The sequence below is a fragment of the Parapedobacter pyrenivorans genome (assembly GCF_014636865.1).
GTDB lineage: Bacteria > Bacteroidota > Bacteroidia > Sphingobacteriales > Sphingobacteriaceae > Parapedobacter > Parapedobacter pyrenivorans.
The window spans coordinates 222,768-237,759 of sequence record NZ_BMER01000007.1 but is presented as its reverse complement, the minus strand read 5'-3'; the positions used below and the strand labels follow the sequence as shown (position 1 = coordinate 237,759).

Sequence of the window (14,992 nt, the reverse complement as noted above, 5' to 3'; positions counted from 1 at the left end):
AAAAAGCCCTCTACGGGCCAAAAACAATCAGAAATGCAGCATAAGTCGGAAAGGTTTCCGGGTTTTGGAGATTTCGTCCTGTAGCAAGATACGCTAAATTTCACGAGGGACAAAGGTAAGGATTTTACCGGATAGTTGCTGTGATTTTTTCAGGTTATCTCCAAAACTTCTTTTACAGCCCCGTTATTGCCCCAATTGGCCAACGTAAATGCTTTTGCTGTATTGTTTCTTGCTGGCACTTTGGAGGAAGAGGTAGGCGTGGAACGGCGCTGTCCGCAATTGCGGGGGCAGGTCGACCTTGATGTATCCGTCCTTGCGCGTACAGCCATCGGTATTGCGGCCGGCTATACCGGTCTCGGGGCTGTACACCACCAGCACCACCCCGTCGGCCGGCCTTGCCAAAGGGTTTTCCCCGCTGGAGAAATGGATTTCCAACGCTTCGGGCGTCTGTACCACGTCCCGGATCTCCACCGCCGGGAGCATGCCCGTACTGACCGCCACGCGCTCCGGCACGATCCGTTGGTCGGGGTACTGCCCTTCAACCGCGTCCTGCAGCAGCTTTTTCAGCGCCTGACCGAATGCCCTGCTTTTATTCCCTTTGCCGTGGCCCGCCCAGCCCGCGGTGACGATGGGCCTCAGCGGGTTGAGGAACGCCATGGCCAGCCGCATCCGCTGCTGTACGGCCAGCTTGCCGTATGACTGCTCTTTGGTCTTGATGACGCTTCTGTCGTAGAAAAAATCCATCGGTCCGTTTTTTTTTCAGGATACCGGCCCGGTGAGCGGGATGTAAACGGTTCTGGAAGCCCGCTTCCCCCTGCTGTCCGCAAAGAACAGCCACACATGGAAGTCGCCGCCCGAAACATGCCCGTTGAAGGAGAAGGCCACCTCCCCGGCATGCCGCTGCGCATTCCCGCCAAAGAACAGGCCGCTCTCCGGATGGTGGGCGATGGCATGGCCCACGTCATCCATTTCCCCGCCCACGCCGTAGGTCCTGGGATCCCACCTCACCCTGATGCCGCCGTTTTCCAGCCACGCCTTTTCGGCACCCGCGGTGTACAGCGTCCCCCGGCTGAAAGCCAGTTCGCGGTAGTTGAGCGTCAGTTCGTCGCCGTCCATCAGGAAGGCATGGCCGTAATTGTGGCTGAACGCGGCGTTGACGGCGGTCGACCTGCCCGTGAACTGCCCGAAGCCCGTTTCCAGTATCTCCGACACCGGACGGAGGAATCCGTTAAGCAGCTTGAACCTGCGGTGCTGGGCAGCCTGCTTCGGCGAGGGCTCCGGCTTGGTCTCCTTGATCCGCCGGAAGCCCTTGATGTAGTTTATCTTGCGCCAGCTGCTGCCCACCACGCTGCCCACCTTCCCGCTGAAGGGTCCGTTTATCCCGTCTTTCAGTATCGCCATATCATCACGGTTAATTGTTCAACAAATGCACCCCGGCCGTGGCCGGGATGGGTTTATAATAAGCAAGTATACAGAATCCGGGAATTTCCCACAAATAAAGTTATCATAAAGCGGTCTAAATTTTATAATTAAATTATAATTAATCATCATTCAATATACATTGTACCGTCTTTCTATCGACATAAAGACGATAGATTGTCGATGAAAAGACGATAATAAGACGATGAAATATAAAATATATATCACTATAATATAAGTTTTGTATAATTATTTTTAAAGAACATGGGTTAAAATTATATTTAAACTTCCTTAAAGCCCGCTTACTGAAACCGCCTCTTTGCTTAAATTATCAACATAGTAGCCTATCCCCTTCCAGCACAAGTCAACCGCCCTGAACAGAACGAATATGAACAAAATGAATACAACCTTAGCTTTCGCCGCATGTTAACTTTGTAGTGCAACTAATTTGAACACGTGAAAAACAATGCTTAAACCTGCTTTTTAGGGATAACTATAGCATATTTTCTACCACAGCCTATGAATTGATATGTACCCTTACGCTACATCTGCCTTCATAACGTCCTTACGTTTTTTCGTGGTGTGTGCTTTGCTGCTCGGCGCGGTACAGGAGGGGTATGGACAACGGGTGTATGCGGTTACGCAGCAGTCGAGTCCCACACAACAACTGCTTGTTATATTATCCCAAGTAACAAACCAAGCTAGAGCTGTTGATAACGACACGTTAAATTACTCGACACTCTCCGTGACATTAGGTGCCTTAGGCGCAATTACAGCCAACCAAAATCTGCAATTTGGCGATCCTAAACCCACCAACAATTCCCCTGTGATTCTCAAGTTTGGCAGTACCAGTTCGCTATTAAATTTGCTAGGGGGTATTTCCGTCCAACGTACAAATGGAGGACGAACCTCTCCGGTCGCGCCAAGCTACAGTGGTACACAGCTCCTTAATCTATTGAATTTACTTGGCGGTCCGCAAATCGCGACAGCAATCATACCTTCGAACGGATTAGCATATGACGGCGTACGACTTGAGGTAAATACAACGTTAGGTGGAGTACTTACGGCTAACTACTACTACGCCTTCTACATCAAACCTCCTGAACTTCAAAATAACGAAATCATTCTGTGTGAGGGTCAGTCGGGTGAGGCGATTATTTCGAATTTCCATATCGAAAATGGAACCCCATATACTTATCGATTATTTTCTGCGCAGACTGGTGGAACCGAAGCCGCACCTCCCACAAATTCAGCTACGCTTACCGTCCCATCTGACCTGCCAGCGGGATCATATTGGCTCGAAGCGCGAGAAAACGACATATACCCATCTGCTCGTACAGAAATCAATGTGTCAGTGAGCTCAAGGCCACCCGCACCGACATTAAATATTCACCCGAATTCACAACACTAATATATTATCGAAAAAACAAATAAAAACTAACACATTATGAAAACTACGATTAAAATTCTGACGATGACGACCGCAATGCTGTTGACATTAAATTTACTCTCCGTCAACGCACAGACACCGACCACTGCGGGTGTAGAATTATTTTGCGAAGGAACCGATTTAAACTTGGGAGCGGCTCCCACAGGCACGGAATGGGTAGTACGGTACAGTACGACCTCGGGAAATGCGACACCGGAAGAAACACTGGTATTAACAGGAGGCACAACGATTCCAGCTGCCGAATTGGATAATGGCTACTACTACATTGCGACGGTCGGCGATGCGGGTAACCCACAAATTTGCGAATCTGAATGGGTGGAAGTTCCGGTATATGTATTGCAAACCCTTACCGTGAACTTCATTGCCGAAGACTACTGTATAGAAGACGCTGCCGATCAAGAGTTTACGGCCGATATCACAACGGATGATGCGTTTACAGATTACGCCTATCAATGGTATACGTTTGACGGGACCACCGAAACAGCAATCGCCGGAGCAACTGCCGCGACCTATACCCCAGATCCTTCAATCCCTGCCAATACGACGACGACATACCGACTAAAAGCCGGCTATTTGGTTGGTGGTTTGGCTTATTGCTCACAAGTCGGTGAAAATGACATTACGGTTCTAGAAAAACCAGGCACACCGACCATTACAATCGGCGGTGGGGCTACGGGTGAAACACTGTAGACAAAAATAACGATCGGATATTCGCCGCCCGTCAATGAAACTAATTTGATGGGCGGTGATTACCCATACAGCACGTTTTTTTAAAGCGAATGTAGCCAACGATTTACCGGGGTTCATGAACAAAAGCTATCTCCTTATTTGGTTTGTTTGTGTACTGGCTTCTAGAAGTCAGGCGCAAGAACAAACTGTGCATATTGTCGAAGGTAGTTCGGTAACCTTAACGGCTGCATCCACGGGTGCAATCAGCTATTTGTGGTTCCACAATGGCGCACCCATCAACGGCTCCCATGATGCCATTATCATCGCTTCCGAAGCCGGCACTTACACCGTAATCGGCTTAGGCAACACCTGCAATTCCGACCTGTCCGATCCGGTGGAGGTCATCGTCGACCCGGGCGGCGAGCCCGTACACGTCGACATGCGTATCCGTAACGAACCTGACCGGCCTACGGTATTCATCGGTGAGGTTTTCAGCTACCAACTGATGGCTGTGAACAATGGCAGTCACACAGCCAACGGGGTTGTCGTCACGGCCACACTGCCCCAGCAGGTGGCATATGAGGCTATTCTGGGTAATCCTATGGGCCAGACGAGCTATAACCCGGCTACGCGCCAACTGACCTGGGAATTGGGAGACATCATCCCCGGCCAATCCGAATCACTGACTGTCAGCGTAAGGGCGCAAGGCCAAGGATCGGCATCGCAGCTTGCCGTGGTAACCAGCAGCCTGCCCGACAGCAACCCCGCAGACAACGAAGCGGTGGCCTTGGTGGAGGTAATCGCGCTGAAAGTCCCGAACATCTTTACGCCGAACGGAGATGGTGTAAACGATTATTTCCGAATCGATGGACTGGACGCCTTTCCTGAAAACCGGCTTTTCGTCTTCAATCGGTGGGGTAATGAGGTGTACAAAGCAGTTCCTTATAAGGGCGACTGGAACGGCAGCAATCTCGGTGATGGTACGTATTATTATGTGTTCGAATTGCGGCTCCACAACGGCCACTGGCAGACATCCAAGGGCTTTGTAACGATCATCCGGAATGCAGCGCGATAGGTAGTTTTATTTGACGTTATGAATAATGCCCCCTTTGTGTTAAGTTTGCATCAATGCAGGACTACAGTGTACAGTTGCGTAAATACATGCCCGCCCCGGCTGCGCCGATCATTTCAAGGTGGATCAACGACAGCGGGTGCGTTTTCCGGATAAGCCGGAGCCGCACATCGAAATTCGGTGATTACCGGCCGCCATATGCCGAAAACGGACATCGTATCTCCGTAAATCATAACCTCAATCCGTATGCATTCCTGATTACCACGGTGCATGAATTTGCCCACCTCAAAACATGGAATGCCCATAAAAGCCGAGTAAAACCGCATGGGGCCGAATGGAAAAACAATTTCAGGCAGCTTATGCTACCCTTTGTCCAGTCGGGTACCTTCCCCGATGATATTCAACGGGCAGTCATCACGTACCTGAATAATCCCGCTGCTTCCAGCTGTACGGACCTGCAGCTGTTTAGGGTATTGAAACGGTATGATGCCGAAAACAACCTGGCACATACCGTGGAGCAGTTGCCTGAAAACACGATATTTACCCTAAAAAACGGCCGGGTTTTTCAGAAAAGGGAAAAAATAAGAAAACGGTACCGTTGTATTGAAGTAAAAACGCAACGGGTATACCTTTTCAGTCCGATAGCGGAAGTGACGGTACTAGCGGATAAGACAACAGACTCAACAACTTACTAAATAACAAACAACTATGTACACCGGATTCAAACACCTACACTCCACGCTGGCCTATGTATTGTTAGCGGGGTTAATCATTTCCATTCTCTACGTGCTTTTCGCATATTTGCAGAACAAGGGCTACAACCGGAAGATGGCGCTCTTGGGGCTTATATGTGCGCATGTGCAATTCGTGGTGGGCCTGATTATCTACTTCGTGTCACCGCTGGGCATCAAAGGTGCTTCGGGCGAAGCCATGAAAATCAGCACGGCCCGCCTTTACTTTCTCGAACATCCATTGATGATGTTGATCGCCATTGTGCTCATCACCGTTGGCTATTCAAGGGCTAAAAGGCTGACCATACCCAAAAAACAGAATGGTACCATATTGGCTTTTTACCTCCTTGCATTGGTAATCATCCTTTCCCGTATCCCCTGGCAGGTATGGCCCAAAGGCCTGGTGGGATAAACCTATCGGTATCCCCGAACAAAAAAACCTGACAGTTTTGAAATTGTCAGGTTTTTTTGTGGGATTATTATTATCTTTATCGTGTAGTTAGCAAAGCACCCAATTGTAATTCTTATTTGCCGTTTACGTATTCATGCATCCAGTGCGCTGACTAACACAGCGATTGAACACATAAAGCAACTATCATGAAGACCGTCAAGCACATTCTCAAAAACAAACCGGCCGTCGTCTATTCGGTAACGCAAGATATTTCCGTATTCGACGCATTGCAAATCATGATGGAAAAAAACATCAGTGCATTATTAGTCATCGAACACGACCGGCTGATGGGAATCTTCACCGAACGGGACTATGCCCGCAAAATCATCCTGAAGGGAAAATCTTCGAAGGACACGCTGATGCACGAAGTGATGACAACCGAGCCGCACACGATCACGCAGGATGAAGCGATTGACCAGTGCATGCAACTCATGACGAACAGGCATTTCAGGCACCTGCCTGTGATGGAAAATGGAACGGTCATCGGAATGCTGTCCATCGGTGACCTGGTGAAATACATCATCGAGGACCAACAGCAGACCATCAGCCAATTGGAAAGCTATATCAATAGTTAGCAACTACTTCATAATCCGGAAGACCACGCGGAATACGATAAGCCAACCAATGGCCAGCAAAATATTCGATACCGCGGAAAACAGGAATGAATCCTGGACGAACCGCAAAAACGTACCTACTAGTCCGATGGCTACGGCAATGGTCAAGGTGACATAATAATTTGTCTGGTTTGCGTTGTTCTCGGTCTTGCGGGATGTTCTATTTTCTAATGATGTTGCCATGTGAGTTAACAATTTGCCGTCAAAAGTACAAAAAATATAGTAAATTGCTACCTTTGCATTCCAAAAACAACACGTCGAATGGCTTTACAAGATAAAATAGACCAAGAGATCAAATCGGCCATGCTGGCCAAGGACAGTGTCCGGTTACGAGGCCTCCGGGCCATCAAGGCAGCCATTTTGCTCGCCAAAACCGAAAAGGGGCCTACCGAGGTGCTAACGGAAGATACCGAGATCGCTGTATTACAAAAACTGGCCAAGCAACGCCGGGAATCAGCATCGGTATATCAGCAGCAAAACCGCGATGACCTCTATCAAATCGAGGTAGAAGAACTTGCTGTGATAGAAAGCTTCCTACCTGCCCAGCTCAGCCGTGAGGATATTGAACGCATCGTTAAACAAGTTATCACGGAAACAGGTGCTACGGGCCCAAAAGATATGGGCAAGGTCATGGGGCCTGCAAACCAGAAACTCGCCGGAAAGGCCGATGGCAAAACCATCTCCGAAATAGCCAAAGCGCTATTGGTCGGAGGTTAGGTGCCTACTCCCCAATTCCCTATCGCGCTCGAAGGTGGAGATGTGACGCTCTTTCTTGCTTTCAAAGATGTCGTCAATGGTGATCATGATACCCGTCTCTTCCACCGTTCCGAATTCATCATTTACGGCAGTGCCAAATGTCTTCATGGTGGAGGATAGGTTCATATAGGTATTGATCAATGGCGGAATGTTTTCGCCCAAGGCCCGCACCCTGCTGTTTAATGCTTTATAGCCATCTTTATAAGACAGTCCGCCGAAAACTTCACGGAAGGGGGCCACGTCTCCAAAATAGTGCAGGGGCTTAATGGGCCAGACCAATTGTTCGCTATCTGGAAAATAGTGATGCATAAAATAAATCAGCAAATCCCTGGCTTCCCGATTATAGTGGGGATACATCGTCACTTTGCCAAACAAGTACTTGACATCCGGGTTGAGCTTCACCACAGCCCCCAATCCGTCCCAGAGGTTATCCAGCGAAAACAGACCTTTGCGGTTGTCCTTGCCTGGCTGGTATTTCGGTTGTACGAAAGACCGACCCAGCTCTATTGTGTAGGGTAGGTAATCAGCGATGAACTTTGGCGAAAAATGGAAATAGTGTGCTGTGGATAAATTAATTTCGCCGTGGCTGTTTACGCCCACATCTTTGCATTTGATTAATCGGTATCCGGCAATAATTTCCTCATCTTCGGGATTCCATGCAATCAGCTGGTCGTAGGCATCGGTACCCATATCGTTGTCATCGAGATCCAACGCCAAACCTGTGCCGCCTCCGGCTGAACGGAAAGTTAGCTCCCTCAGTCTCCCGATTTCCTTTACGGTATGGGGTGCACTACGGTGGTTAACCAGGTAAATCTCATTATTCCCATTATTGGTGTAACGGACAAACGCCTCTTGGGCAAGCTCCTCTTTTATGATATTTGGGTCAACGGGTGCTATTATCTCTTGCATATAATTAGTTTTCTGGCGCTAAGTCGTATACCGTTTGTTTAATCTCCTCAGCCCATTCCTTTTCACTTTTGGAGCCGTCAAAATAAGTATAAGAAATTGGTTTTCCTACACAGATAGTTACTTTTTTGTTTTTCTGCGCAAACATTTCATCCGCGAGGTAAAACATTTCGACATTGGTTTTTATGCCTATCGATTCTCTGAAACGAGCGAAATTATAAAAAAAGGCGGAATTTCTGCCGTCAATGTAGACAGGTACAATGTCTTTTCGGTATTTTTTTGCTTTACCGATGAAACTTTTTTTCCACTCCAGGTCTTCGATTTTTCCTTTTCGCTTGCGCGACACCAATCCTGCTGGAAAAACCAGCAATGCTTGGTCCTGCGCGTAGGCTTCCTCGATCTGTTTCATCCCCTGGCGCCCCTGTGTGCCATGTTTATTCACGCCCACAAATAGCGGTTGGAGATTCTTGATGTTCATCAGGATATCGTTGACGATAAACTTGATATCTTGCCGGTACCTGCCCAGTGCGTGCATGAAAGCAACGCCATCCAGCCCACCCAGTGGATGGTTAGACGCAAAAATCACGCCGCCTTCGCGGGGTATGTTTTCTTCGCCCTTCAGTTCGACAATGACGCCCAGCTCGTCAATCAGTGCATCCACAAATGCCAACCCATGCAAGTGGCCGATATGATCCATCACCTGGTTGATATCGTCTTCATGTACCACCCGCTCAATGTAACGCAACACAAACCGTGGCATCCATCGTAGCAGTTGCGGGTTCTTCTTCCGGATGACCTCCCTGATGACGATGTATTTATCCTTATTTTCCAAAACTGTCTTTACCATGCGATGATCGCCTCCCGCAGTATCGCCCTATCGGAGGAGATGATTAGCAGCCAAAAGTAGTAAAAGTTCCGGTATTGTCAGTCGTTTGTTTTATTACGGTTTTAAGTCAGAAAAAACCGCCGTCATGAGAAAAAAAAACTAAATTAGTCGTTGAAATCCATAAAAGCGTCTATTTTTGGCAAGGATATGGATTCCTGTTAAACGATTGCTTGTTTTATTCGTTTAATGGATTAAGGAGGTGAATAAAACCATGAATGTAGGCCAGATCATAACAGCACAAAATTACGCGATAAGTCCGACGGACAGCAAACGCAAAATCTTGGATAAGATGGCCGATCTCCGATTAGCCCATCTGCCTGTGGTGAAGGATGACGTTTTACTCGGACTGATTACCTATGAGGCGCTTTCGGGGCGTGATCATATGGATGAACCGATCCAACAGGCAGGTATCGCCTACGAGCAGGTACAGCTCCATGATGCTCAACACATTTATGATGCAATGCTGGTCTTTCAAATTCACCAGCTTGATTTGCTGCCGGTGCTGGACAATGAGCATGCCTATCTGGGTGCAATCACCCCCCTTGATTTGATCGATGCATTGAGTGAGACCATGTCCATCCATCACCCTGGTGGAATCATTGTGCTGGAAATAGGCAACCGCGACAATGCGCTGTCACATATTGCCCATATCGTGGAATCGGAAAACACCCAGATACTGAACTCCTATGTACAGATGTTTTCGGATTCCTCCCGCCTGGAAGTCACGATTAAAGTCAACAAAGCGGACATCTCATCCGTCGTTGCTGCATTTCTGAGGCATGACTACACGGTCAAAACAACCTACAATACCGAAAAGAGCCGCGACAATTCCCGTGATCGCTATGACCAGCTGATGAACTATATCAATATGTAGCGTGATGAAGATAGCGGTTTACGGAAGGGAATTCCAGCCATCGGTGATTCCTTATGTTCAGCATCTGTTCGATTCCCTGATTGCCCGGGATACGGAACTTTGGATATTTGGTGACTTCCACAGGTTTTTGGAGCAGCAGCAGGTGGCGTTCCCCAGGCAATTGCACACCTATAACACAAAGGAACAGTTGCCCAAAGATGTCGGCTTCATGCTCAGCTTGGGCGGAGACGGCACGATGCTGGCGGCGGTTTCGATCGTGGGCGAGTCGGGCATACCGGTAGCGGGCATCAATTTCGGCAGGCTGGGATTTTTGGCAGACATCAGCAAGGATGATATCGACGCTTCCATGGAAGCTATCTTTTCGGGTGATTACAACATCCAAAAACGGACGTTGCTGGCAGTGGAATCCAAACAGGCTGCGCTGTTTGACGGGAACCATTTCGCCCTCAACGATGTGACGCTATTCAAGTCCGACAGTTCGGCCATGATTACGGTAAGTGCTTATGTAGACGGGGAGTTGCTGAATGCGTATTGGGCGGATGGCATCATTGTGGCCACTCCCACCGGCTCCACCGCCTACTCGCTCAGCTGCGGGGGGCCTATCCTCATGCCCGGCAGTGGCAATTTTGTCATTACACCCATCTCGCCGCACAACCTGAATGTACGGCCGGTGGTTATTTCGGACAATGTGGAGCTCCACCTCGAAATTGAAAGCAGAAGTGCAAAATTTCTGCTTTCATGCGATTCCAAAACCACATCGGTGTCGACGGATATCCGGCTGACCGTGCGCAGGGCCCATTATCAGGCAAACCTCATCCGCCTGAAAAATTACCGCTACTTTTCTACACTGCGCAATAAACTGTTGTGGGGTTTGGATGCCCGTAATTATTAACCTAAAATCCCTATCTTTACCGACTTTTAAATAACACTGCCAATATTGTGCTTAGCCGAATTGTAACGCTACTCCTTTTTTTCGGGCTTTCAACCGTCTCCGCACAGGAGTGGGAATTTAGCTTGCTGGGCGGAACTTCCGGTTACATGGGCGACCTGAACCCGGAAAACCCTTTGGCGTTCAATGATTGGGCTGCAGGGGCCTCGATAAAGTATAACCTCAACCATACATGGGGCATCCGGGGTAATTTTGCATATGCCAACCTATTTGCCTATGATGGAAACTCAAAGGTGCAGCAGCGTGTTGAGCGCAACCTGGGTTTTTTCGGATCGGTAAAGGAAGCCGCCGTACTGGTTGATTTCAATTTCTTTAAATGGCTACCGCAACGGGGCCGGATCGTGTACACGCCTTACATCTTTGCCGGGGTGGGGGGAATATCCTTCGATCCGAAATGGTACTTACCTTACATAATCGGGGAAACGCCCCGGAAGGTGAAGCTCCGGGATATGCAGACCGAATACCACGATATGGATAATCACGTTCCCTATCCGAAATATGCCTTCTCGATCCCTTTCGGAGCAGGTTTTAAATACAACTTAAGGGGCCCGTGGTCTATCGGCATGGAAGTGGGCTATCGCTTGGCACTGACCGACTACCTGGATGACGTAAGCGGGAACTACCCGACCCAGCCGCCACCGCGTCTGCCAGCACAGCTGTCCGTGACCGACTGGCAGTACCTGGCTTATCGCAATGCTGCAAACGCCGCCCAGCCGGTTGGACAACGTGGCGATGGCCGCCCCTACGATTCCTACATGATCGCTGGATTCACCTTATCTTACACCATCTTTAAAGGAGGATGCCCAGAATGGCAGTAACTCCTCAAAAAAATATTAACTTTGCCCCAAATTAAGGATGGACATCAAGCAAACGATTGATAAAACGCGGCTACCCCAACATGTGGCCATTATCATGGATGGCAACGGACGATGGGCCAAAGAGCGTGGCAAACTGCGTGTATTTGGTCACAAAAACGGGGTAGCGGCCGTACGGGATACGGTAGAAGGTGCAGTGGAAATCGGCGTCAAATACCTTACCCTGTATGCGTTTTCGACGGAAAATTGGAACCGCCCGAAGCTGGAGGTATCTGCTTTGATGGAGCTTTTGATCAATACGATCAGTAAAGAAACCAAAACGCTGATGGATAATGGTGTAAAACTCCGTGCCATCGGCAACCTCGGACAACTGCCCACCAAAGCCAACGACCGCCTTCAGGAAGCGATGCGCAAAACGGCAGAAAACGACAATTGTACATTGACGCTGGCGCTGAGCTACAGCGCCCGGTGGGAAATTACGGAGGCGGCGCGGCAACTGGCACAGGAAGCCCAAACAGGCCGTATTAACCCGAACGACATCAATGAAGAGCGATTTGCGCAACACCTTGCCACCCGGGGCATGCCCGACCCCGAACTTATGATCCGGACGAGCGGTGAGCAACGCATCAGCAATTACCTGCTCTGGCAATTGGCTTATGCAGAGCTGTACTTCACCGAAAAAATGTGGCCTGAATTCAGGAGGAATGACCTTTTTGAGGCCATAGTCACCTACCAAAGTCGCGAGCGGCGTTTCGGATTAACTAGCGAACAATTAGCAAAATAACCTTTTAACAAAAATTAACAACTGTTTGACGTACTTTAGCGGCGATAAATTAGATAGATGAAGCGAATACTCTTTTTTATACTCATTACCATATTGGCAGCAAGGACAACCACTGCTCAACAACGCGGAATACCCGTAGGCGATTCTGATGAATTCAGCTACCTCAACCCCCAGAATTACATCATCGGCGGAATCTCGGTAAGTGGCACGGAATACCTTGACAATGATGTACTCATCACCATCTCCAAATTGGTCGTGGGATCACGCATTGAAGTACCGAGTGATGCAACGTCAAACGTAGTAAAAAACCTGATGGACCAGGGTTTATTCGACGATGTAAAGCTTTATGCCGATGCGGTAAAGGGTGATTCGATTTTCTTCAATATTCATGTCGTGGAGCGTCCCCGCCTCACCCGGATTGATATCGAGGGGCTCAGCAAGACGCAAACCGAGGATGTACGCAAAAAGCTCAACGAAAACACCGGTAAGATCGTCAACCAGAACCTGATGAATACTACGCGGAATACCATTACGCGCTACTTGAGTGAAAAGGGGTACCTGTATCCCGAAATCACCATGGCACCCGTAAAAGACTCCGCCCAGGTAAACAACCAGATTTTGGTGGTCAATGTAGACCGAAACCGCAAGGTGCGGGCCCATCGCATCAATTTCACCGGCAACGAAACATTTTCCCAGCGTCAGCTCCGTAAGTTCTTCAAAGGCGTCCGGCAGCGTACGTGGTGGCGGGTTACCGGGCCGGGCAAATTCAAAGAAGAAAAATACAAGGAAGCCAAAGAAAAGCTCATCGCCAAACTGCATGATCAGGGATACCGCGATGCGGAAATCCTCAGGGATACCTTCTACAAATACAACAACCGGAATGTCATCGTGGATATCGATCTGTATGAAGGGCCAAAATATTACATCGGTAACATTGCCTGGCAGGGCAACGCCAAGTATTCGGATTCCATCCTGAATGTTATTCTGGGCATTAAAAAAGGCGAAGTGTTCAGCGAGGAAAAGCTGACCACCAAGCTGATGGGCCCAACCCGAAACAGCGATGATATCTCGTCGCTATACCTCAATGACGGCTACCTCACCTTTACGGTAGATCCTGTCCAAACCCGGATCTACAACGACACCATCGATATGGACCTGCGCATCTACGAAGGTGCTCAGTTTACAATCAACAACATTATCCTGAAAGGCAACGATGTGACCAACGACCGCGTATTGTTGCGTGAAATACACACCAAGCCGGGCCAGAAATTCTCCAAGGAGCTGCTGATGCGCAGTACACGCCAAATTGCCCAACTGGGTAACTTTGACGAACAGAAAACCAATCCGGTTCCCACCAACCTCAACCATTCGGACGGGACCGTGGATATCGAATATAACGTGGTCGAAAAACCTGCCGACCAGGTGGAGCTCTCCGGTGGCTTCGGCGCAGGCCAGGTCATCGGTACATTGGGGCTTTCCTTCAACAACTTCTCTACCCGCAATATTTTTGATAGAACAGCGTGGAAGCCCCTGCCCAGAGGTGACGGGCAGAAATTGAGTATCCGCGGGCAAACCAGTGGCAAGCGCTACCAATCCTATAGCTTCTCCTTTTCGGAACCCTGGCTGGGCGGTAAGAAGCCGATATACTTCGGCGTCAGCGCATTTACGTCGTCTTCGTCGTTTGGTGGTTTTGATTACTGGAGTGGCCGTCAAATCGCCGCCGACGAGGATCTGAACCGGATCTGGATGAACGGGGTGACCGTAAGCTTGGGCAAGCGGCTGCAATGGCCCGACAACTATTTCCAGTTGAACTATTCGTTGGGCTTCCAGCAGTATAAATTACAGAACTATCCGGGGTTCCTATTTGAAAACGGAACATCCTACAACATCAACCTCACGCAGGAAATCAGCCGTAACTCGGTGGATGCGCCGATATACCCTACTTCGGGCTCACACATCAAGTTCACCGTACAGGTGACGCCGCCGTATTCCAGTTTCAACAACATCAACTACCCCACCGCGCCAAATGATGAACGGTACAAGTGGACGGAATACCACAAGTGGAAATTCGATTCCCAATGGTATACCCGGATTGCCGGTAAACTGGTACTTAAAGCACAAGCGCAATTCGGCTTCCTGGGTTCATACAATAGCGTCACCGGCCAATCTGCTTTCGAGCGGTTCAAACTCGGTGGCGATGGGATGATGGGCTTCGACTTCCTGCAAGGGTCTGAGATTATCGCCATGCGGGGCTATGCCAACGGCATGGTGATACCCGATGGTGCCGATGTCAATATTGCGCGCAATTCGGGTAGTCCCATTTACAATAAATACCAATTGGAACTGCGCCATCCGGTGATGCTGAATGACCAGGCCACCGTATTCGTACTGGCTTTTGCCGAAGGCGGTAATACGTGGAATAATTTCCGGGATTTCAATCCGTTCAAGGTACGCCGTTCGGTGGGTGTGGGTGCACGTATATTCCTCCCTATCTTCGGATTGCTCGGCATCGACTATGGTCACGCGTTCGACCCGATACCGGGTGTGCCCTCCAGCACCTGGCGGCAAAATTTTACGTTTAGCATCATGCAGCAAATGGGCGGGTTCAATTAATAT

General features: G+C 49.1%; 17 protein-coding genes. 12 read left to right on the top strand and 5 right to left on the bottom strand.

Going from position 1 to position 14,992, the window contains the following annotated elements:
* Nucleotides 1-183: 183 nt before the first annotated feature.
* Both IEV98_RS24120 and IEV98_RS24115 read right to left on the bottom strand, forming a co-directional pair.
* Nucleotides 184-744, bottom strand: coding sequence for a DUF6266 family protein (locus tag IEV98_RS24120; protein ID WP_188508621.1), 561 nt, complete (start codon nucleotides 742-744; stop codon nucleotides 184-186).
* A 15-nt stretch (nucleotides 745-759) separates the two neighbouring features.
* A complete protein-coding gene (locus IEV98_RS24115) occupies nucleotides 760-1,401 on the bottom strand; it encodes a DUF6266 family protein (RefSeq protein ID WP_188508620.1) in 642 nt (213 codons plus the stop codon).
* Between the two features lie 547 nt (nucleotides 1,402-1,948).
* Here IEV98_RS24115 and IEV98_RS24110 point away from each other — a divergent pair.
* The 6 genes from IEV98_RS24110 to IEV98_RS24085 all read left to right on the top strand — a co-directional run bounded on the left by IEV98_RS24110 (nucleotide 1,949) and on the right by IEV98_RS24085 (nucleotide 6,367).
* Complete coding sequence (locus IEV98_RS24110) at nucleotides 1,949-2,830, top strand: hypothetical protein (protein ID WP_188508619.1); 882 nt, start codon at nucleotides 1,949-1,951, stop codon at nucleotides 2,828-2,830.
* A gap of 36 nt (nucleotides 2,831-2,866) precedes the next feature.
* Nucleotides 2,867-3,559, top strand: coding sequence for a hypothetical protein (locus IEV98_RS24105; protein ID WP_188508618.1), 693 nt, complete (start codon nucleotides 2,867-2,869; stop codon nucleotides 3,557-3,559).
* 115 nt (nucleotides 3,560-3,674) lie between these two features.
* Complete coding sequence (locus IEV98_RS24100; protein WP_188508617.1) at nucleotides 3,675-4,613, top strand: T9SS type B sorting domain-containing protein; 939 nt, start codon at nucleotides 3,675-3,677, stop codon at nucleotides 4,611-4,613.
* 53 nt (nucleotides 4,614-4,666) lie between these two features.
* Entirely contained in the window at nucleotides 4,667-5,305 is a 639-nt protein-coding gene (locus IEV98_RS24095) for a SprT family zinc-dependent metalloprotease (RefSeq protein WP_188508616.1), read from the top strand.
* 13 nt (nucleotides 5,306-5,318) lie between these two features.
* Complete coding sequence (locus IEV98_RS24090; RefSeq protein ID WP_188508615.1) at nucleotides 5,319-5,753, top strand: hypothetical protein; 435 nt, start codon at nucleotides 5,319-5,321, stop codon at nucleotides 5,751-5,753.
* Nucleotides 5,754-5,938: 185 nt separating this feature from the next.
* Nucleotides 5,939-6,367 carry a CBS domain-containing protein gene (locus IEV98_RS24085; RefSeq protein ID WP_188508614.1) on the top strand — a complete coding sequence of 143 codons (429 nt, stop codon included), beginning with the start codon at nucleotides 5,939-5,941 and terminating at the stop codon, nucleotides 6,365-6,367.
* 3 nt (nucleotides 6,368-6,370) lie between these two features.
* Here IEV98_RS24085 and IEV98_RS24080 read toward each other — a convergent pair whose 3' ends face one another.
* Nucleotides 6,371-6,589: a hypothetical protein gene (locus IEV98_RS24080; RefSeq protein WP_188508613.1), complete on the bottom strand. Its 219-nt coding sequence runs from the start codon at nucleotides 6,587-6,589 to the stop codon at nucleotides 6,371-6,373.
* A 78-nt stretch (nucleotides 6,590-6,667) separates the two neighbouring features.
* On the opposite strand from IEV98_RS24080, the gene IEV98_RS24075 reads away from it, so the two are divergent.
* Nucleotides 6,668-7,123, top strand: a complete 456-nt coding sequence (locus tag IEV98_RS24075; RefSeq protein WP_188508612.1) for a GatB/YqeY domain-containing protein — start codon at nucleotides 6,668-6,670, stop codon at nucleotides 7,121-7,123.
* Here IEV98_RS24075 and glsB read toward each other — a convergent pair.
* Together glsB and glsA are read right to left on the bottom strand one after the other, a co-directional pair.
* Nucleotides 7,106-8,071 carry a glycine N(alpha)-acyltransferase GlsB gene (glsB, locus tag IEV98_RS24070; protein WP_188508611.1) on the bottom strand — a complete coding sequence of 322 codons (966 nt, stop codon included), beginning with the start codon at nucleotides 8,069-8,071 and terminating at the stop codon, nucleotides 7,106-7,108. The genes IEV98_RS24075 and glsB overlap by 18 nt on opposite strands.
* Before the next feature lie 4 nt (nucleotides 8,072-8,075).
* Entirely contained in the window at nucleotides 8,076-8,915 is an 840-nt protein-coding gene (gene glsA / locus IEV98_RS24065; protein WP_188508610.1) for a lyso-glycine lipid O-acyltransferase GlsA, read from the bottom strand.
* Nucleotides 8,916-9,165: 250 nt separating this feature from the next.
* Between glsA and IEV98_RS24060 the strand changes: the two genes are divergently transcribed.
* The 5 genes from IEV98_RS24060 to bamA are packed head-to-tail and all read left to right on the top strand — an operon-like array spanning nucleotide 9,166 to nucleotide 14,989.
* Nucleotides 9,166-9,828 carry a CBS domain-containing protein gene (locus tag IEV98_RS24060; protein WP_188508609.1) on the top strand — a complete coding sequence of 221 codons (663 nt, stop codon included), beginning with the start codon at nucleotides 9,166-9,168 and terminating at the stop codon, nucleotides 9,826-9,828.
* A gap of 4 nt (nucleotides 9,829-9,832) precedes the next feature.
* On the top strand, nucleotides 9,833-10,720 hold the full coding sequence (locus IEV98_RS24055; protein ID WP_188508608.1) for an NAD kinase: 888 nt from the start codon (nucleotides 9,833-9,835) through the stop codon (nucleotides 10,718-10,720).
* Between the two features lie 47 nt (nucleotides 10,721-10,767).
* On the top strand, nucleotides 10,768-11,595 hold the full coding sequence (porG, locus tag IEV98_RS24050) for a type IX secretion system protein PorG (protein ID WP_188508607.1): 828 nt from the start codon (nucleotides 10,768-10,770) through the stop codon (nucleotides 11,593-11,595).
* Nucleotides 11,596-11,632: 37 nt separating this feature from the next.
* Nucleotides 11,633-12,376, top strand: a complete 744-nt coding sequence (gene uppS / locus IEV98_RS24045; protein ID WP_188508606.1) for an undecaprenyl pyrophosphate synthase — start codon at nucleotides 11,633-11,635, stop codon at nucleotides 12,374-12,376.
* 57 nt (nucleotides 12,377-12,433) lie between these two features.
* Complete coding sequence (bamA, locus tag IEV98_RS24040; protein WP_188508605.1) at nucleotides 12,434-14,989, top strand: outer membrane protein assembly factor BamA; 2,556 nt, start codon at nucleotides 12,434-12,436, stop codon at nucleotides 14,987-14,989.
* Nucleotides 14,990-14,992: the final 3 nt, after the last annotated feature.